16 protein-coding genes are annotated in these 18084 nt (G+C 71.7%); 7 read left to right on the top strand and 9 right to left on the bottom strand.

Annotated features, from left to right (window positions below; genetic code table 11):
• Nucleotides 1-50: 50 nt before the first annotated feature.
• Together B351_RS0105245 and B351_RS0105240 are read right to left on the bottom strand one after the other, a co-directional pair.
• The gene (locus B351_RS0105245; protein ID WP_019397997.1) at nt 51-542 is read right to left on the bottom strand and encodes a DUF962 domain-containing protein; all 492 of its coding nucleotides are present in this window, start codon (nt 540-542) and stop codon (nt 51-53) included.
• Between the two features lie 233 nt (nt 543-775).
• A complete protein-coding gene (locus B351_RS0105240; RefSeq protein ID WP_019397996.1) occupies nt 776-1729 on the bottom strand; it encodes a phosphoribosylaminoimidazolesuccinocarboxamide synthase in 954 nt (317 codons plus the stop codon).
• A gap of 110 nt (nt 1730-1839) precedes the next feature.
• Here B351_RS0105240 and B351_RS0105235 point away from each other — a divergent pair, with 110 nt between their 5' ends.
• The 5 genes from B351_RS0105235 (at nt 1840) to B351_RS0105215 (ending at nt 6298) form a co-directional block, all read left to right on the top strand.
• Nucleotides 1840-2217: a DnaJ family molecular chaperone gene (locus tag B351_RS0105235; RefSeq protein WP_019397995.1), complete on the top strand. Its 378-nt coding sequence runs from the start codon at nt 1840-1842 to the stop codon at nt 2215-2217.
• A gap of 39 nt (nt 2218-2256) precedes the next feature.
• Nucleotides 2257-2943, top strand: coding sequence for a ribulose-phosphate 3-epimerase (rpe, locus tag B351_RS0105230; RefSeq protein WP_019397994.1), 687 nt, complete (start codon nt 2257-2259; stop codon nt 2941-2943).
• 177 nt (nt 2944-3120) lie between these two features.
• On the top strand, nt 3121-4074 hold the full coding sequence (gene yegS / locus B351_RS0105225; RefSeq protein WP_037035027.1) for a lipid kinase YegS: 954 nt from the start codon (nt 3121-3123) through the stop codon (nt 4072-4074).
• A gap of 159 nt (nt 4075-4233) precedes the next feature.
• On the top strand, nt 4234-5709 hold the full coding sequence (gene trpE / locus B351_RS0105220; protein WP_019397992.1) for an anthranilate synthase component I: 1476 nt from the start codon (nt 4234-4236) through the stop codon (nt 5707-5709).
• A gap of 10 nt (nt 5710-5719) precedes the next feature.
• A complete protein-coding gene (locus B351_RS0105215; protein ID WP_026010388.1) occupies nt 5720-6298 on the top strand; it encodes an aminodeoxychorismate/anthranilate synthase component II in 579 nt (192 codons plus the stop codon).
• 7 nt (nt 6299-6305) lie between these two features.
• On the opposite strand, the gene B351_RS0105210 is transcribed toward B351_RS0105215, so the two are convergent.
• Complete coding sequence (locus tag B351_RS0105210) at nt 6306-6695, bottom strand: GtrA family protein (RefSeq protein ID WP_019397990.1); 390 nt, start codon at nt 6693-6695, stop codon at nt 6306-6308.
• 126 nt (nt 6696-6821) lie between these two features.
• Here B351_RS0105210 and glmU point away from each other — a divergent pair, with 126 nt between their 5' ends.
• Nucleotides 6822-8195 carry a bifunctional UDP-N-acetylglucosamine diphosphorylase/glucosamine-1-phosphate N-acetyltransferase GlmU gene (gene glmU / locus B351_RS0105205; RefSeq protein WP_019397989.1) on the top strand — a complete coding sequence of 458 codons (1374 nt, stop codon included), beginning with the start codon at nt 6822-6824 and terminating at the stop codon, nt 8193-8195.
• Between the two features lie 102 nt (nt 8196-8297).
• Here the strand turns inward: glmU and B351_RS0105200 are convergent, their stop codons facing one another.
• From B351_RS0105200 to B351_RS0105175, 6 genes are all read right to left on the bottom strand, one after another.
• Nucleotides 8298-9638, bottom strand: a complete 1341-nt coding sequence (locus B351_RS0105200; protein ID WP_019397988.1) for a PAS domain-containing sensor histidine kinase — start codon at nt 9636-9638, stop codon at nt 8298-8300.
• 5 nt (nt 9639-9643) lie between these two features.
• On the bottom strand, nt 9644-10981 hold the full coding sequence (locus tag B351_RS0105195; RefSeq protein ID WP_019397987.1) for a sigma-54 dependent transcriptional regulator: 1338 nt from the start codon (nt 10979-10981) through the stop codon (nt 9644-9646).
• 73 nt (nt 10982-11054) lie between these two features.
• Complete coding sequence (locus B351_RS0105190; RefSeq protein ID WP_019397986.1) at nt 11055-12290, bottom strand: ABC transporter permease; 1236 nt, start codon at nt 12288-12290, stop codon at nt 11055-11057.
• 48 nt (nt 12291-12338) lie between these two features.
• Nucleotides 12339-13640 carry an ABC transporter permease gene (locus tag B351_RS0105185; RefSeq protein WP_019397985.1) on the bottom strand — a complete coding sequence of 434 codons (1302 nt, stop codon included), beginning with the start codon at nt 13638-13640 and terminating at the stop codon, nt 12339-12341.
• A gap of 10 nt (nt 13641-13650) precedes the next feature.
• Nucleotides 13651-14361, bottom strand: a complete 711-nt coding sequence (locus B351_RS0105180) for an ABC transporter ATP-binding protein (RefSeq protein ID WP_019397984.1) — start codon at nt 14359-14361, stop codon at nt 13651-13653.
• Between the two features lie 155 nt (nt 14362-14516).
• Nucleotides 14517-15788 (bottom strand): efflux RND transporter periplasmic adaptor subunit, encoded by a 1272-nt coding sequence (locus B351_RS0105175; RefSeq protein WP_019397983.1) that lies wholly within the window; start codon nt 15786-15788, stop codon nt 14517-14519.
• Nucleotides 15789-16184: 396 nt separating this feature from the next.
• Here B351_RS0105175 and glmS point away from each other — a divergent pair, with 396 nt between their 5' ends.
• Nucleotides 16185-18017, top strand: a complete 1833-nt coding sequence (glmS, locus tag B351_RS0105170; protein ID WP_019397982.1) for a glutamine--fructose-6-phosphate transaminase (isomerizing) — start codon at nt 16185-16187, stop codon at nt 18015-18017.
• Nucleotides 18018-18084: the final 67 nt, after the last annotated feature.

The raw sequence follows: 18084 nt of genomic DNA, 5'->3' as shown, positions 1-18084 counted from the left end.
GAGTTTAGCAGCGGGCGGCGTGCTCTCCGCGTGCTGCGCCGCGGCAGCGCCTAGTAACGCCAGCCCAGCCGGCGGTAGCACTTGGCCATGACCCAGGCCGGGCCGATCAGCAGGTAGACCAGGTCGGTGAGGAAGCTGGGACGCCGGCCCTCGTAGTGGTGGCCGACGAACTGCGCGACCCAGGCGAACACGAATACCGCCGCGGCGGCGGCCAGCAGCACGCCCGGGCCCAGGCGCATCTCGATCAGCCGGCACACGCAGCCGCAGAAGAAGAACAGCGCCAGCATGCCCAGGCCCAGCCGCCGCGACAGGCGGTTGTAGAAAGACCAGGCGGCGAACATCGCCAGCGCCGCCCAGATCCCGGTGCGGGTCCAGGTGCCGAACACCGGCACGCACCAGACCAGGGCGACCACCGACCACAGGATGGCCGGCACCGCGACCACGTGGATGCGCTGGTTGAGCGGGTGGCGGTGGTCGGCCGAGTAGCTGGCGAAGTAGCGGTCGATCGCCCGCGTCGGCCCGGAATGCGGGGCTTGGCTCATGGGCTCACCTGCGGTGGGCGTGGCTGGCCCGCGAGCATAGCCATTTATGTGCCGCGCCTCCCGCCGCGTCGCGACACCGCCGGTAGAGTCCGGCCCGGCGCCGCGGCGCCGCGGCGCTGCGTCCGGGCCGGCGGCGCCTGCATCCGTTGGCAGGCGGCCGCATGTACGCACCCGCCCCGGGCCCGGAAAGCACGAGGCCCGCGGTTGCGGGCCTCGCGGGCGCGGTACTGGCTTCAGTCCACGCTGATGCCGGCCAGCTTCTGCAGCGCCTCGGCGTAACGGGCGCGGGTGCGCTCGATCACCTCGGCCGGCAGCTTCGGGCCCGGCGGGGTCTTGTCCCAGTCCAGGGTCTCCAGGTGGTCGCGCACGATCTGCTTGTCGTAGCTGGGCGGGCTGATGCCGACCTGGTACTCGTCCGCCGGCCAGTAGCGCGAGGAATCCGGGGTCAGCATCTCGTCCATGATGTACAGCCGGCCGTCGGCGTCGGTGCCGAACTCGAACTTGGTGTCGGCCAGCAGGATGCCGCGCTCGGCCGCGTAGGCGGCGGCGAACTTGTAGATGCGCAGGGTGGCGTCGCGCACGCGCTCGGCCAGGTCGGCGCCGACCGCGCGCACCATGGCATCGAAGTCGATGTTCTCGTCGTGGTCGCCGACGGCGGCCTTGGTCGAGGGGGTGAAGATCGGCTCGGGCAGCTGCTCGGCCTGGCGCAGGCCCGGGGGCAGGGCGATGCCGCTGACTTTGCCGGTGCGCTGGTAGTCCTTCCAGCCGCTGCCGATCAGGTAGCCGCGGGCGATGGCCTCCACCGGCACCGGCTTGAGCTTGCGGGTCACCACCGCGCGCCGGGCGTACAGCGCCGGGTCCACGCCCTCGGGCAGGACCGCGGCCACGTCGATGCCGGTGAGGTGGTTGGGCATCAGGTGGGCGGTCTTGGCGAACCAGAAGTTGGAGATCTGGCAAAGCATCTCGCCCTTGCCCGGGATCGGGTCGGGCAGGACCACGTCGAACGCCGACAGGCGGTCGGTCGCCACCATCAGCAGGTAGCCGTCGGGCGAGACGGCGCCGGGGCCGGCGGCAGCCAGGGCTGCGTCGGGAATGCGTTCGCGGGGCAGGTCGAACACGTCGCGCACCTTGCCGCGGTGGCGCAGCGGCAGGCCGGGGAGGTCGGACTGGAGCAGGGTCGTGGACAACGCAGTCTCCGGGCAGTGCTCAGGTTGACAGGGGCCGCCGCGAACGGTACCCGGCCGGCGGCGGGTCGCACAGTGTACGGCGAGCCGGGGCGGCTGTGCCGTACAATCGCATGCTCCCCAACGTGGACCCCTCCGGGGCGCGCCGCCGCATGAATCGCTGGTACGGAAAACTGCTGGGGCTGGTGGCCGGGGCCCTGCTGTTCCGGCCCAATCCGCTGTTCGGCGCGGTCATCGGCCTGCTGGTCGGCCATGCCTTCGATACCGACTGGTTCGCCCTGCGCCGGCACGGCAACCCCTACGCCGAGCTGGGGCTGGAGCCGGATGCCAGCGACGCCGAGGTCGACCAGGCCTACCGCCGGCTGATGTCCCAGTACCACCCCGACCGCGTCGCCGGGGCCGCGCCGGAGCTGCGCGCCCAGGCCGAGGAGCGCGCCCGCGCCATCAACGCCGCCTACGACCGCATCCGCGCCCTGCGCAAGCGCCGCTGAGCGCCCGGGGCCCCGTCCGCCTTCATCCGCGAGCCGACCATGCAGCCCACCGTCATCGCCCCGTCCATCCTCTCGGCCGATTTCGCCCGCCTGGGCGAGGAGGTCGACAACGTCCTGGCCGCCGGCGCCGACTGGGTGCACTTCGACGTGATGGACAACCATTACGTGCCCAACCTGACGATCGGTCCGATGGTCTGCCGGGCGCTGCGCAAGCACGGGGTGCAGGCCTTCATCGACGTGCACCTGATGGTCGAGCCGGTGGACCGCATCGTCCCGGACTTCGCCGCCGCCGGCGCCAACCTCATCAGCTTCCACCCCGAGGCCAGTCGCCACGTCCACCGCACCATCCAGCTGATCAGGTCGCACGGCTGCCAGGCCGGCCTGGTGCTCAACCCCGCCACCCCGGTGGAGGTGCTGGACTGGGTGCTGGAGGACCTGGACCTGGTGATGCTGATGTCGGTCAACCCGGGCTTCGGCGGCCAGGCCTTCATTCCCTCCAGCCTGGACAAGCTGCGCGCGGTGCGGGCGATGATCGACAAGACCGGCAAGCCGATCCGGCTGGAGATCGACGGCGGGGTCAAGGCCGACAACATCGGCCAGATCGCCGCCGCCGGCGCCGATACCTTCGTCGCCGGCTCGGCGATCTTCGCCGAGCCGCGTACCCGCGCGCACTACGCCGAGGTGATCGGGCGGATGAAGGCCGCGGTGGAGTCCGCGCGCGGCTGAGCCAGGCAGCCGGCCACGCCCTGCCGGCGCCGCCGGCCCGGTTGGGGGTCCATCCCCGCCTGGCCTCCTGCACGGCCGAGCGTGCCCTGCACGCATGACCGGGGCATGACGGCCGCGGCTTCACGCCCGGCGGCGCGCGGTGTTGCTAGCGTGCGCACCTCTCCCACGGGTGTCCGCATGCCTGCAGCCGATCCGCATCCCCCCGCGTTGTGGCTGGTCCTCAACGGCAAGGCCGCCGGCGAGGACGCCGTGCGCGAGGCCGTGGCCGCGCTGCGCGGGCAGGGGCACGCGGTTGCCGTGCGGGTGACCTGGGAGGACGGCGACGCCGCCCGCTACGTGGCCGAGGCGCTGGAGGCCGGCGCCGCCACCCTCGTCGCCGGCGGCGGCGACGGCACCCTCAGCGAGGTCGCGCAGGCGCTGGCCGAACAGGACGCCGGTGCCGATGCCCTGCCGGCGCTGGCGCTGCTGCCGCTGGGCACGGCCAACGACTTCGCCAGCGCAGCCGGCATCCCCGCTGAGGCCGATGCCGCGCTTGACCTGGCCCTGCAGGCACCGGCGGCGAACGTGGACCTGCTCCGGATCGAGGCCGATGGCCGCCGCCACTGGTGCGCCAACCTGGCCAGCGGCGGCTTCGGCACCGAGGTGACGGTGGAAACCGACGAGGGCCTCAAGAGCCTGCTCGGCGGACTGGCCTACCTGGTGACCGGGATCGCGAAGCTGGGCCGGATCGAACCGGTGGAAGTACGCGTGCGCGGCCCGCGGTTCGCCTGGGAGGGCGGGCTGATCGCGCTGGGGCTGGGCAATGGCCGCCAGGCCGGCGGCGGGCGCGAGCTGTGCCCGGAGGCGCGGATCGACGACGGCCTGCTGGAGCTGACCGTGATCCCCGAGCTGTCCGGCGAGCTGGCCTCCACCCTCGGTACCCTGGTCAGGGACGGCCAGCGTGCCGCGCTGGAACGGATCGCGGTGCGCACGCGCCTGCCCTGGGTGGAGCTGGAAGGGCTGGCCGGGCCGTTCACCCTCAACCTCGACGGCGAACCGCTGCAGGCGCGCCGCTTCCGCGTCGAATGCGTGCCCGGGCGCCTGCGCATGCGCCTGCCGCCCGGCAGCCCGTTGCTCTCGCAACCTTCCTGAGCCACGCGCAGGCGCTGCGCGCGCGCGCCGATGCGGGTAAAGTGGGCGGCATGTTCGGCCAGACGATCAGGCTCCACCGCTCCTCCGCGCGCCAGGCTTGGCGATGGCGGCCCCATGCCGTCGTTTGCCATGCCCCGTATTGCCGGAAGGAAGCCTGCCTTGATCACGTCCGAACAGTTCCAGCGCCACGCCGCTGAAGCCCGCTACACCCGCGTTCCCGTCGTCCGCGAGGTCCTGTCCGACCTCGATACCCCGCTTTCTGTCTACCTGAAGCTGGCCGACGCGCCGCATACCTATCTCTTCGAATCGGTCGAGGGCGGCGAACGCTTCGGCCGCTATTCGATCATCGGCCTGCCGGCGCGCCGCACCGTCAGCTTCCGCGGGCACGCCATGGAAGTGCGCGAGGACGGGAAGGTGGTGGACAGCCGCCAGGTCGAGGACCCGTTCGCCGAGGTCGAGGCCCTGCGCACCTCGTACTCGGTGCCGCAGCTGGAAGGCCTGCCGGGGTTCACCGGCGGCCTGGTCGGCTGGTTCGGCTTCGAGTGCATCGGCTACATCGAGCCGCGCCTGGCCGGCGCGGTGGCGCGCGACGAGATCGGCACTCCGGACATCTACCTGATGCTGTCCGAGGAACTGGCGGTGTTCGACAACCTCAAGGGCCGCCTGTACCTGATCGTGCATGCCGACCCGCGCCAGCCCGGCGCCTGGGACGCCGCGCAGGCACGCCTGGACGCCCTGGTCGCCAAGCTGCGCCAGCCCGGCCACTACCCGGCGCCGCTGCGCCGCGACGTGCTGGACGAGAGCCATTTCGTCTCCGGCTTCACCCGCGAAGGCTTCATCGAGGCGGTGGAGAAGTCCAAGGAATACATCCGCGCCGGCGACGTGTTCCAGGTGGTGCTGAGCCAGCGCCTGAGCGTGCCGTTCAACGCCCGTCCGGTGGACGTGTACCGCGCCCTGCGCGCGCTCAACCCCTCGCCGTACATGTACTTCCTCGACACTGGCGAGGTACAGGTGGTCGGCTCCTCGCCGGAGATCCTGGTGCGGCTGCAGGGCGGCCAGGTCACCGTGCGCCCGATCGCCGGTACCCGCCCGCGCGGGCGCACGCCGGAGGAGGACCTGGCCCTGGAACAGGAGCTGCTGGCCGATCCCAAGGAGCGCGCCGAGCACGTGATGCTGATCGACCTGGGCCGCAACGACGTCGGCCGGGTGTCGGAGCCGGGCAGCGTCGAGGTCGGCGAGCGCTTCGTGATCGAGCGCTACAGCCACGTCATGCACATCGTCAGCGAGGTCACCGGCCGGCTGCTGCCGGGCCTGAGCTACGCGGACGTGCTGCGCGCCACCTTCCCGGCCGGCACCGTGTCCGGCGCGCCCAAGATCCGCGCGCTGGAAGTGATCCGCGAACTGGAGCCGATCAAGCGCAACGTCTACGCCGGCAGCATCGGCTACATCGGCTGGCACGGCGACGCCGACACCGCCATCGCCATCCGCACCGCGGTGATCAAGGACGGCCGCCTGCACGTCCAGGCCGGCGCCGGCATCGTCTACGACTCCGACCCGCAGAAGGAGTGGGACGAGACCATGAACAAGGGCCGCGCGCTGTTCCGCGCCGTGGCCCAGGCCGCGCAGGGACTGTGAGGGAACCACCATGCTGTTGATGATCGACAACTACGACAGCTTCACCTTCAACCTCGTGCAGTACCTGCAGGCGCTGGGGGCGGAGGTGGAGGTGGTGCGCAACGACGCCATGAGCGTCGACCAGATCCGGAAGCTGGCGCCGGAGCGCATCGTGATCTCGCCCGGTCCGTGCACGCCCAACGAGGCGGGCGTGTCGCTGGAGGTGATCGAAGAGCTGGGCGCGACCACCCCGATCCTGGGCGTGTGCCTGGGCCACCAGAGCATCGGCCAGGCTTACGGCGGCAAGGTGGTGCGCGCCGGCAACATCATGCACGGCAAGACCTCGCCGATCCGGCACCAGGGCAAGGGCGTGTTCGCCGGCCTGCCGGACGGCTACGAGGCCACCCGCTACCACTCGCTGGTGGTGGAGAAGGATTCGCTGCCGGACTGCCTGGAGATCACCGCCTGGACCGAGAACCCGGACGGTTCGATGGAGGAGATCATGGGCCTGCGCCACCGCGAGCATCCGGTGGAGGGCGTGCAGTTCCACCCCGAGTCGATCCTGACCCAGCACGGCCACGCCCTGCTGCGCAACTTCCTCCAGCGCTAGAGGCGCCTCAGCGGTACACCACCCGGCGCAGCAGGAAGAAGGTCACCACCGCCAGGCCGCCCTCGACCACCGGCTTGGCCATCCACGCCCAGCGCAGGCCCAGCTGCTGCTCGACCGTGTTGACCAGCAGGGTGCTGGCGATGGTCATGGTGATCCACAGCAGGCCGAAGCGGCCGAAGCGGCGCCAGCCCAGGCGCGCGCCGTCGCCGCCGGCGAAGGTGTAGCGGCCGTTGAGCCAGAAGCCGAGCATGGCGCCGGTGGTGCGGCCCAGCAGGTTGGCCGGCACCGCATGCAGGCCCAGCGCGGTGGCGGCCACGAACACCGCCCAGTCGACCACCAGTTGCAGCAGTCCGAAGGCGATGTACTGGCTGCCCTGGCGCAGGAGGAGCGTTCGCACGGCGGATCCGGAGGCTGGAGACGGGGCGAAGTCTAAACCGGCGCCCTGCGCGGATCGTGAACCGTGGGGTCGCCGCGCCGCGGAGGGATAGAATCATGGCCCTTTCCGCACAGTAGACGCCGCTCCATGACCCAGCCCCTGCACGTGGTGATCCTCGCCGCCGGCGAGGGCAAGCGCATGAAATCGGCCCTGCCCAAGGTGCTGCAGCCGGTAGGCGGGCGGCCGATGCTGGCGCACGTGATCGACACCGCGCGCCGGCTGCAGCCGGCCGGCATCCACGTGGTCTACGGGCACGGCGGCGACGCGGTGCGCGCGGCCTTCGCCGGCCAGGACGACCTGGCCTGGGCCGAGCAGGCCCGCCAGCTGGGCACGGGCCACGCCGTGCAGCAGGCCATGCCCGGCATCCCCGAGCTGGCCGACGTGCTGGTGCTGTACGGCGACGTGCCGCTGACCTCGGCCGACACCCTGCGCCGCCTGCTGCAGGCCGACGGCCTGCTGCGCGTGCTGGTGGCCGAGCCGGCCGACCCGACCGGCTACGGCCGCATCGTGCGCGACCCGCAGGGGCGGGTGGCGAAGATCGTCGAGCACCGCGACGCCAGCGACGAGGAGCGCCGCATCGGCATCGTCAACACCGGCATCATCGCCGCCGAGTCCGACGCGCTGAAGCGCTGGCTGGCGCGGCTGTCCAACGAGAACGCGCAGGGCGAGTACTACCTCACCGACGTGTTCGCCATGGCCGCGGCCGAGTACAACCCGGCGGAGATCGTGCTGGTCGAGGATCCGATCGAGGCCGAGGGCGCCAACGACCCCTGGCAGCTGGCGCAGCTGGAGCGCGCCTACCAGCTGCGGCGCGCGCGCGAACTTTGCCTGGCCGGCGCGCGCCTGCTGGACCCGGCGCGGGTCGAGCAGCGCGGCACGGTGAAGGTGGGGCGCGACGTGGAGATCGACGTCGACGTGGTGCTGGAGGGCGAGGTCGAGCTGGGCGACGGCGTGCGCATCGGCCCGTTCGTGCGCCTGAAGGACGTGCGCCTGGGCCCGGGCACCGAGGTGCTGGCGCACTGCGACCTGGAAGGCGTGGTCACCGAGGGCGCCGTGCACATCGGCCCGTTCGCGCGCCTGCGCCCGGGCACGGTGCTGGCCGACGGCGTGCGCATCGGCAACTTCGTGGAGACCAAGAAGGTGGTGCTGGGCGTGGGCAGCAAGGCCAACCACCTCACCTACCTGGGCGACACCACGGTGGGCGCGGGGGTGAACATCGGCGCCGGCACCATCACCTGCAACTACGACGGGGTGAACAAGTCGGCCACGGTGATCGGCGACGGCGCCTTCATCGGCTCCAATTCGGCCCTGGTGGCGCCGGTGGAGATCGGCGCCGGCGCGACGATCGGCGCCGGTTCGGTGATCACCCGCAACGCCCCGGCCGACGCCCTGACCGTCTCGCGCGCGCGCCAGACCACGGTCGAAGGCTGGAAGCGCCCGGTGAAGAAGCCGAAGGCGTAGAGGATCGCGCTTCAAGGTGGCCGGGCCGTGGCGACGGCCCGGGCCTCGCCACGGTCCAGGGGCGCGGCGGCACGGCCGGAAGCCGCATCCGGGGCCGCGCCCTCACTGCTCCGGCAACATCACCGCCACGCACAGGCCGCCGTCGGCGCGGTTCTGCAGCGACAGGCGGCCGCCGTGGGCCTCGACGATCTCGCGGCACAGGGCCAGGCCCAGGCCGGTGCCGTTGCGCTTGGTGGAATAGAATGGCAGCAGCGCGTTCTGCAGCACCGCCTCGTTCATGCCCGGGCCGCGGTCCAGCACTTCCAGCCGGGTCCAGCCCGGCAACCGGCGCAGGCGCACCTGGACCTGGGTGTTGCCGGCTTCCTCGTCGGCCTCGTGCGCGTTCTTCAGCAGGTTGAGCAGGGCCTGCTCCATCTGCGCCGGATCCACCCGCGCGCGCAGGTCGGCCGCCTCGCCATCCAGCTCGAAACCGATCTGGCGCTGCAGCCGCGCCAGGAAGTCCTCCCAGTCCACCGCCTGCAGCTGCGGTTGCGGCAGCTTGGCGAAGCGTGCGTAGCCGCGGATGAAGCCTTCCAGGTGGCGGGCACGGTCCTCGACCGTGGCGAACACCTCGCCCAGGCGCTCGTACTTCCCGCGCCGGACCAGTTCGGCGCCGGAGTGGGCGAGCGAGGCGATCGGCGCCAGCGAGTTGTTGAGCTCGTGGCTGATCACCCGGATCACCTTCTTCCAGGTCTGCACTTCCTGGCGGCGCAGTTCGGGGGTGAGCAGGCGCAGCAGCAGCAGTTCGTGGTGGCGGCCATTGAGGGTGAAGCGGCGGCGCGAGAGGTGGTAGACCTCTTCCCCGGCGTCGTCCTCCGCGCCTTCCGGGCTGACCCCGAACAGGCTGTCGCCGCCGCGCGCCACCGCCTCGCGCAGCTCCGCCGGCAGCCCCTCGAGCACGCTCTCCAGGCGCTGTCCTTCCAGCTTGCGGCCGTCGTTGAGCAGCTTGCGCGCGGCCAGGTTGGCGTAGACCACCCGGGCCACGCCGTCGCCGCCGTCGGCCCACAGCAGCATCGCCACTGGGGTGTTCTGGACCATGGTGTCCAGCAGCAGTTCGCGCTGCACCAGGTCCTGGCGCTGGCGGCGCAGGACCTCGCCCAGCTCGCGGTGGGCACGCACCAGGTTGCCGACCTCGTCGCGGCTGCTCCAGTGCACGCCGAAGTTGAACTCGCCGTCGCGGTAGGTGTTGACGCTGCCGGACAGGGCGCGGAACAGCGCCCGCAGCGGGGACAGGGCGCGGTAAAGGCTCAGCCACATCAGCCCCAGCAGCACGACCACCGACACGCTGGCCAGGACCCAGCCGTGGTCGATCCAGTAGGCCGCGGTCCAGGGCAGGGCGGCGGCCAGCGCCAGCACCGGCAGCAGGCGCAGGAACAGGTGCAGGGTGAGGGTGCGGCGGACCATCCGGATCAGGAACTCTTTAGTCCATGGCGCTCCATGCGCCGGTACAGCGCCTGGCGGCTCATGCCCAGTTCCGCGGCGGCCTGGGCGATCACCCCGCCGGCACGCTGCAGGGCGGCCTCGATCTGCTCGCGTTCCGGCTCGCGCGCCGGGCCCGGGCGGGTGGCCTGCGCGCGTGGCAGGGCCAGGTCGTCCGGCTCGATCCGCGGGCCGGTCGCCAGCAGCTGCGCGCGCTGGATCACGTTGCGCAGCTCGCGCACGTTGCCCGGCCAGGAATGGCGCTGCAGCGCCGCGACCGCCGCCGGCGACAGCGGCTTGCCGCCGGCGCCGAAGTGCTCGGCCAGCGGCAGCACGTCGCCGGGACGCTCGCCCAGCGGCGGCATCGACAGCTCGATGGTGTTGAGCCGGTAGTACAGGTCTTCGCGGAACCCGCCCTCGCGGATCATCGCCGGCAGGTCGGCATTGGTCGCGCTGACCACGCGTACCCGCACCTGGCGTTCGCGGTTGGAGCCGAGCCGCGCGAAGCGGCCGGTCTCCAGCACCCGCAGCAGCTTCATCTGCCCGGCGGCCGGCAGGTTGCCGATCTCGTCCAGGAACAGGGTGCCGCCGTCGGCGGCCTCGAACTTGCCCTCGCGCGCCTTGTTGGCGCCGGTGTAGGCCCCGGCCTCGGCGCCGAACAGCTCGGCCTCGATCAGGTCGGCCGGCAGCGCACCGCAGTTGACGGTCAAGAACGGGCCGTCGCGCACCGCGGAGTTGGCCTGGATGATCTCGGCGATCTTCTCCTTGCCGCTGCCGTTGGGGCCGGTGATCAGCACCGGCAGGTCCGAGCGCGCCACCTGGCAGGCCAGGGCCACCACGCGCTCGCTGGCCGGGTCGGCGAACACCGCCCCGCGCAGGTCGTAGCGGCGGGCCAGGTCCTCGCGCCGGCGGCGCTCGCCGCGGCGGCGCTGGTCCAGCTCGCGGCGGGCCTCGGACAGTTCCAGCAGGTTGTTGACCGTGGCCAGCAGCTTGGCGTCCTGCCAGGGTTTGGCCAGGTAGTCGGCGGCACCGGCCTTGACCAGCTCCACCGCGCTCTCCAGGTGGGTCCAGGCGGTCAGCAGGATCACCGGCAGGTCCGGGTGCCGCTCGCGGATGGCCGCGAACAGCGCCCGGCCCTCGTCGCCGGAGGTGGTATCTGCGGTGAAGTTCATGTCCTGGATCACCAGGTCCACCGGCTCGCGCTCCAGCAGCGCCAGTCCCTCCTCCGGGCCGATGGCGTGCACGGTGGCGATGTCGTGCAGGGAGAACAGCACTTCCAGCGCGGTGGCGACCGCGGGGTTGTCGTCGATGACCAGGATGGCGGACATGGAGGAGGGCGGGAGGGAAAGCGCCGATCGTAGCGCCCGCCGGAGGCCCCGGTGGAGGGCCGCCGGTCGGGAATCAGACGCTGCGGGTGGCGGTGGCCGGCGGGATCGAGGCCGCGCGCTTCGCCGGCGCGTACACCGCCAGCTGGCCCAGGCCCCAAAGCAGCAGCGCGCCCACCGGCAGGTAGTACAGCGGCAGCCGCGCCAGGTCGTACTTGCCCATCAGCACCTGGTTGATCGCGAACGCCAGCAGCATGCCCAGGGCGATGCCGATGCTGGCCAGCAGGAAGTTCTCGGTCTGGAAGTAGCGCAGCACCTGGCCGCGGGTGGCGCCAAGCGCGCGGCGGATGCCGATCTGCTTGGTGCGCTGCTGCACCCAGAAGCTGGCCAGGCCGATGATGCCCAGCGCGGTGATCAGCAGCAGGGCCACGCACACCGTGCCCAGCAGCCAGGCCATCGAGCGCGGGCCGCTGTGGAAGTCGCGGCGCATCTCCTCCAGGGTGCGGCTGTTCTCCTCCAGCAGGATGCGGTCGTTGCCGCCGTCGCGCAGGACCTTCTTGGCCGCCTCCAGCACCTCGGCGCGGCGCTCGGGCGAGGTGCGCACCAGGTAGTTGCCGGCGAGGTTGTAGTGCGGGCGCAGCGGGAAGACGATCGAGTACTCGCGGCCGGTGGGGCCGCCCATGGTGTTGGGCCGCACCAGGTGCTCGAGCACGCCGATCACGCGGGTCGGGGATTCGGACCAGGAATAGAACTCCTTGCCGATCGGGTCCTGGCCCGGGAACAGGCGCTCGGCCAGGGCGCGGGTGATGATCGCGACCGGGACGGTGTCGTCGACGGCGCCGCGGTCCAGCAGGTCCACCGCCTCGCGGTACTCGTCGGCGTTGAAGTCGCGGCCGGCCACGAGCTTCAGGCCCAGGGTCTCCATGAACTGGTCCTCGGCCAGATAGGTGGTGGCGTTGAGCATCGGCCGCTGGTCTTCCCGCTTCAGGCGCACGCCGCTGTTCCAGGACGACCAGCCGTAGGGCACCTGGTTGATCACCGTGGCGTCCTTGACCCCGGGGATGGCGCGCAGCGCGGCCAGGTCGGTGCGGGTACGGGCCTGCTGGGAGGGGTCGTCGCCGATGCTGACGATCTGCAGCCGCACCAGCTCGTCCTCGGCCAGGCCGCTGACCTCGAACACCTGGCGGATGCGGTCGTTGATCATGAACAGCGAGTTGCAGATGATCGCGCAGGTCAGGGCGATCTCCACCACGATCAGCGCGGCGGCGGTCTTGTGCCGGCGCAGGGTGGACAGGATGGGACGGATTTCCATGGTCTGTCTCCGGGGAGGCCGCGCGGTCTCCCGTCGTGGAAGTGGGGGTTACTGGGACTTGAGCTGGATCGCCGGGGCGACCTGCATCGCGCGCCAGGCGGGCACCACGCCGGCCAGCACGCTGGAGGCGACCGCCAGCACGAAGGTGAGCAGCAGCATCCAGCCGTCCAGGTGGGCGAGGTTGGCGTAGCTGGCCGGCTGCTGGCGCACGCCCCACAGCCCAAGCATGGCCAGGCCCAGGCCCAGCACGCCGCCGAACAGGCCCACGGTGCCGGCCTCGACCAGGCACTGGGCGAAGATCGCCCCGCGCGAGGCGCCCAGGGCGCGGCGCACGCCGATCTCGCTGCCGCGCCGCAGGAACTTGGCCAGGAGCAGGCCGATGGTGTTGACCAGGCACACCAGCAGGAAGCCGAAGCCCAGCCACAGCTGCATCACCACGTCCTGCGGCACGACCCGGTTGTACTCCAGCAGCTCCATCACGTTGCGCAGGCGCACGTTGGTCGGCCGCTCGAAGCGCCCGGCCGCGCGCTGCTGGTCGGAGTAATTGACCAGGTAGTCGCGGTAGGCGGCGGCCTGCGCCGGGGACTCCAGCTCCACCCAGTACTGCATCCAGGCGCAGGGGGCGTTGGGGCCGGTGGAGTCGCCGCCGGTGTCGCCCCAGCAGTCGATGTTGCCCTGGCGGTCCAGGTTGAGGTCGCGCGAGGTGGAGAAGGGCAGGAACACGCCCTCGGTCTCGGCGAAGCGGTCGTTGGTCAGGTCGTAGAAGCGCGGGGTCGGGCGCCACTGGTCGACCACGCCGACCACGGTGAACTCGGTGCGGTCCAGCAGCACCCGCTGGCCGACGCTGTTGCCGCCGCCGAACAGGCGCTCGTTGGTCTCCTTGCCCAGCACCACCACGCGCGCGCGGGCGTCGTCGTCGCCGCTGCTCCAGCCGCTGCCGTACAGCATCGGCACCTCGAACATCGGGAAGAAGTCGGCGCTGGCGAAGCGCGCGGCGCTGGTGAACGGCGCCTGGCCGCTGCGCTCGGGCGTGATCTTGACGAAGCCGCCGGTGGTCAGCGCCTGGCGCGGCGCGCGCTTCTCCCGCAGCAGGGCTTCGGCGTCGTAGCGGGTCAGCTGGTCGTTGGGCTCCTCGCCGGGGGTGTAGCCGTCGCGGCTGGCCGCGTCCAGCTGCACGTAGAACAGCCGGTCGCTCTTGGACGGGATCGGGTCGCCGGACAGCACCCGGAACACGGTCAGGGTGGTCATGCACGCGCCGATGCCCAGGGCGACCGCCAGCACCATCAGCGCGGTCAGCGCCCGGTCGCGGCGGAAGCTGCGCAGGGCCAGGTTGAAGTAGTAGGCGAACATGGCGGTCTCCTCAGGCGACCGCGGCGCGGTGCAGCCGGCCCTGGGCGGGTTCCAGCGACAGGTCGGTGGCCACGCCGTCGACGATGTGCACGTTGCGCTGGGCGCGCGCGGCCAGCTCCGGGTCGTGGGTCACCATCACGATGGTGGTGCCTTCGGCGTTGATCTGCTCCAGCAGCTCCATCACCCCGCGCGCCATCTGCGAGTCCAGGTTGCCGGTCGGCTCGTCGGCCAGCAGCAGGCGCGGCTCGCCGGCCAGGGCGCGGGCGATGGCCACGCGCTGCTGCTGGCCGCCGGACAGCTCCGAGGGGTAGTGGTGCATGCGCGAGGCCAGGCCCACCTGCGACAGCGCCTTCTCGATCCGCTGCCTGCGCTCGGCCGCCGGCAGCCCGCGGTAGCGCAGCGGCACGTCGACGTTGTCGAACAGGTTGAGGTCCGGGATCAGGTTGAAGCCCTGGAAGATGAAGCCGATCTTGCGGTTGCGCAGGCGGCTGCGGGCGTCGTCGGACAGGCCGCGGACGTTCTCGCCGTCCAGCAGGTAGTCGCCGGAGTCGAAGGTCTCCAGCAGCCCGGCGATGTTGAGGAAGGTGGTCTTTCCGGATCCGGAGGGGCCGGTGACCGCGACGAACTCGCCCTCGCGCACGTGCAGGTCGAGCGAGCGCAGGGCATGGGTTTCGACCATCGCGGTGCGGTAGACCTTGGAGACCTGGCGCATTTCCAGCATGGCGTTGTCCTCGTGACTGGTGACTGGTGACTGGTGATTGGTGATTGGTGGTTCGACTGGTGATTCGATTGGTGGCCCGGGTTGGCTGGTGACCGGGTTGCGCCATTGCCTGCGCCCCTTCGAATCACCCGTCACCAATGACGGATCACCGGCCATCAACGGATGGCTACTTTCTCGGCATCGCCGAACTGGTCGGCGCCGGAGACCACGATGCGGTCGCCTTCCCTGGCGCCGGAGACGATCTCCACGTAGCCCAGGCTGCTGACGCCGGTCTGCACCGGGCGGCGTTCGGCGCTGCGGCCGTTGACCACCCAGGCGTAGCCGCCGCCGCCCTGCTCCAGGAACGGGCCGCGCTCGACCATCAGCACGTCCTCGCGGGTGTCCAGCACGATCCGCACCGACAGGCGCTGGTTCTGGCGCAGGCCCGGCGGCTGCTGGCCCTCGTCGAAGCGCAGGCGCGCGGTGACCTCGCCGTTGACCACCTCCGGCGACACCGCCGAAACCTTGGCCGGCCACGGCTTGCCCTGGCTGGTGACCTGCGCCGGCACGCCGATGCCCAGGTCGCGGGCGAAGCTCTCCGGCACCCGGATCTCGACCTCGAACTCGCTCAGGTCCACCACGCTCAGGATCGGCGCGTTGATCGCCACGTTGGTGCCCTGCGCGACCTGCACCTGGCCGACCTGGCCGTCGAACGGGGCGCGCACGGTCAGCAGCTCGACCTGGCGCTGCAGCTCGGCCACCACCGCCTTCTGGCGGTCGGCCAGCAGGCGCTTGTTGCGTGCGTCCAGGGCCGCGGCCTGTTCCTGCAGGCGGGCGTCGCTGCGCGCCGCCTCCAGGCCGATGCGCGCCTTTTCCAGCTCGTCCTGCGCGCGGGCCAGCTCGTTGTTGGACACCGCACCGCCGGCATGGGCGCGCTCGTAGCGCTCCAGGTCGCGCTGGGCGGCGACATGGTCGATCTGCGCCTGGTCGCGCGCCTTGCTCGCGTTGAGGCTGGCGATGCGCGCGTCCAGCTGGGCGCGGCTGGCCTCGGCCTCCATGCCGGCCAGGGTGGATTCCTCCTGGGCCAGGCGGCTGCGCAGCTCGGGGCTGTCGATCACCGCCAGCACCTGGCCCTTCTCGACCACGTCGCCGGCCACCACCTTCAGCGACACGGTGCCGCCGGCCACCGCGTACAGCACCGGGCTGTTGGCGGTGATCACTTTGCCGTCGGCCGACAGGTCGCGGACCAGGTCGCCGCGCTTGACCTCGGCGATGCGGATGCGCGAGGCATCATAGGAACGGGAGCCGGCGCTCCAGCCGGAAACCACCCAGCCGCCGAGCGCGAGCAGGACCAGGGCGCCGGCGCCCGCCGGCAGCCAGCGGCGCAGGGCCGCGGCGCGGCCGGTGTGGGAGAGGGGACGGTCCTGGGCAGAGGTGTCGCGGATCATCGTGTGGTGGCGGATGTGTTGGGTACGCGCTACCAAAGCAGGACGCGTGCCAATCGCAACCCATTGATCCGTAAGCGTGTCTTCGCTGGCGCGGGTGTCCGCTGTGTCCGCCGGACAGCTGTCCGGACACTGCTCCCGGAGCGCGGACACCCGGACGCGCGCCGCGGCCGGAGCGGCACGCGCGGGATCCAGGGCCGGGCCCGGGCTGCCGCGGTCGGCCCCGCGCGGATGCGACCGCCGCCACGGCGCGCACTGCGGGCGCAGGGCCGGCGCGCCAGCGGCAGCCGTGCGCCTTACCGCCGCCTGACTGCGCCCGTGCGCGGCGGACGGGGCCAGCGCCGGCCGGACCGTACGCTCCGGTAGAATCGCGGGCCTGTTTCTGCTTGGAAGAACGGCATGTGCGGCATCGTTGGCGCGATCGCGGATCGCGATGTGGTTCCGGTCCTGGTCGAGGGCCTCAAGCGCCTGGAGTACCGCGGCTATGACTCTTCCGGCATCGCCGTCGCCGATCCGGACAGCGTGCGCCGGGTGCGTCGCACCGGCCGCGTGGCGGAGATGGAGCAGGCGGCCCTCGCCGAGGGCTTCCACGGCGTGCTCGGCATCGGCCACACCCGCTGGGCCACCCACGGCGGGGTGACCGAGGCCAATGCCCACCCGCACATCAGCCACGGCGAGCTGGCGCTGGTCCACAACGGCATCATCGAGAACCACGAGGAACAGCGCGAGCGGCTCAAGGCGCTGGGCTACCAGTTCGAGTCGCAGACCGATACCGAGGTCATCGCCCACCTGATCCACCACCACATGGCCCAGGGCCGCGACCTGCTGGGCGCGCTGCAGGCCGCGGTGAAGGAGCTCACCGGTGCCTACGCCCTGGCCGTGCTCAGCCGCCGCGAGCCGGACCGCCTGGTCGGCGCGCGCATGGGCTGCCCGCTGCTGGTCGGCCTGGGCGAGGGCGAGAACTTCCTGGCCTCGGACGTGTCGGCCATCGTCCAGGCGACCCGCCGGGTGGTCTTCCTGGAGGAGGGCGACACCGCCGAGATCCGCCGCGAGGGCGTGCGCGTGTTCGACGCGGCCGACCGCGAGGTGGCCCGCGAGGTGCACGTGTCCGACGTCTCGCTGGCCTCGCTGGAACTGGGGCCGTACCGGCACTTCATGCAGAAGGAGATCCACGAGCAGCCGCGCGCCATCGCCGACACCGTCGAGGCGGTGATCGACGCCGGCAGCTTCCAGCCGACCCTGTTCGGCGCCAATGCCGAACAGGTGCTGCGCAAGGTCAAGGGCGTGCAGATCCTGGCCTGCGGCACCAGCTACTACGCCGGCCTGACCGCGCGCTACTGGATCGAGGCCATCGCCGGCCTGCCGTGCAACGTGGAGATCGCCAGCGAGTACCGCTACCGCGACGCCTACGCCGACCCGGACTACCTGGTGGTCACCATCTCCCAGTCCGGCGAGACCCTGGACACGATGGAGGCGCTCAAGTACGCCAAGTCGCTGGGCCACCGCCACACGCTGTCGATCTGCAACGTGCCCGAGAGCGCGATCCCGCGCGCCAGCGAGCTGGTCTGCTACACCCGCGCCGGCGCCGAGATCGGCGTGGCCTCGACCAAGGCCTTCACCACCCAGCTGGCGGCGCTGTTCCAGCTGACCGTGGTGCTGGGCAAGCTGCACGGCCGGGTCACCGCCGAACAGGAGGCCGGCTACCTGGAGCAGCTGCGCATGCTGCCGGGCAGCGTGCAGCACGCGCTGAACCTGGAGCCGCAGATCCAGGTCTGGGCCGAGCGCTTCGCCGCCAAGCAGAACGCCCTGTTCCTGGGCCGCGGCCTGCACTACCCGATCGCCCTGGAAGGCGCGCTCAAGCTCAAGGAAATCTCCTACATCCACGCCGAGGCCTATCCGGCCGGCGAGCTCAAGCACGGCCCGCTGGCGCTGGTGGACGCGGCCATGCCGGTGGTGGTGATCGCCCCGAACGACCGCCTGCTGGAAAAGGTCAAGTCCAACATGCAGGAAGTGCGCGCCCGCGGCGGCGAGCTGTTCGTGTTCGCCGACCAGGACAGCAACTTCACCGCCTCCGAGGGCGTGCACGTGATCCGCACCCCGCGCCATGCCGGCGTGCTGAGCCCGGTGATCCACACCATCCCGGTGCAGCTGCTGGCCTACCACACCGCCCTGGCCCGCGGCACCGACGTGGACAAGCCGCGCAACCTGGCCAAGTCGGTCACGGTCGAGTAGCCGGCATCGGCCGGGGCGGCGCGGGTGCGCTGCACCGCGCCGGGCGCCATGGCCCCCGGCGCGGCCC

The organism is Pseudoxanthomonas sp. GW2, from assembly GCF_000283075.1.
In the GTDB taxonomy this organism is placed as follows: Bacteria; Pseudomonadota; Gammaproteobacteria; order Xanthomonadales; family Xanthomonadaceae; genus Pseudoxanthomonas.
This window is presented reverse-complemented; position numbering and strand designations above follow the sequence as displayed.